Source organism: Phyllobacterium sp. P5_D12 (genome assembly GCF_054049495.1).
Genome location: NZ_JBFUMG010001067.1, coordinates 1 through 799, shown reverse-complemented (window position 1 = coordinate 799; position 799 = coordinate 1). Strand labels below are relative to the sequence as shown.

Genomic DNA, 799 nt, shown 5'->3' with positions numbered 1-799 from the left:
TCACGGAGGAGAACTTCTACGAAAAGCAACCCGACAAGACAAAAAATCCTGATCCACCACGTGATGGAACGCCGCTTACGCCAGAACCACCGCCCGGTCCGGACGGGGTTCCTTTGTCGGAAACTCTGCCTGGTCCGCCAGTTCGAGCTCGTATTGCCGGCGAATCGAGGATCGCGTTTAAGATACCGGACGGATTTGACATTCCCTATACGCTTGAAAGCGTGCTTGCGGCCTGCGAAACCCTTGAACTGTCCGTTCCAGCCAATGCCCGCCCTGCAAAGCCAACTATCAGGAAAACTATTTTCGCTGACCTTTTTGCTTCCAGCGTTCAAAACCTCAGCGCGAACCAGCGCGCATCTCTGACAAGTTTTGCTGCACGAAGCCTGCGCATCGCAGCTTTGCAAGGCGACTTCAATACGCTCGAACTGCGTCAGGCGACCGGCGGTCCGGGGTTGYGGTCATTGAAGAAGCGAAACGTGACCGGCGCGGATTCTGTCGATATCGGCATTGTGGCAAAACCATTCATCCCGATATTCAAAGGCCCTCGGCCGGCGCTGCCCAGCGCAAAGCAGACTGCCCTTGAGCTGCCCTGGAGGCTGGTTCTCAGCCCCACCAGCGCTGAGCGCTGGCGGCATGCAAAGACACCAGTCGATTCTCAAAGTACCGGGCGCACGGAGCTATGGCATTCGCGCCTCGATGCCCCGCAAGCGAACGGCGGTGTCATTCAGCCGCCCAATTCCGATCCGCTCCGCACGGTCAGAGCCGTCTGGGCATTGACCGGCGAGGGTTTTGACGACCC

At 58.4% G+C, this 799-nt stretch carries 1 protein-coding gene; it reads left to right on the top strand.

Annotated features, from left to right (window positions below; translation table 11 throughout):
* A partial coding sequence (locus ACXJ5O_RS28740) for a hypothetical protein (RefSeq protein WP_457302877.1) occupies positions 1-799 on the top strand: 799 nt, incomplete at both ends.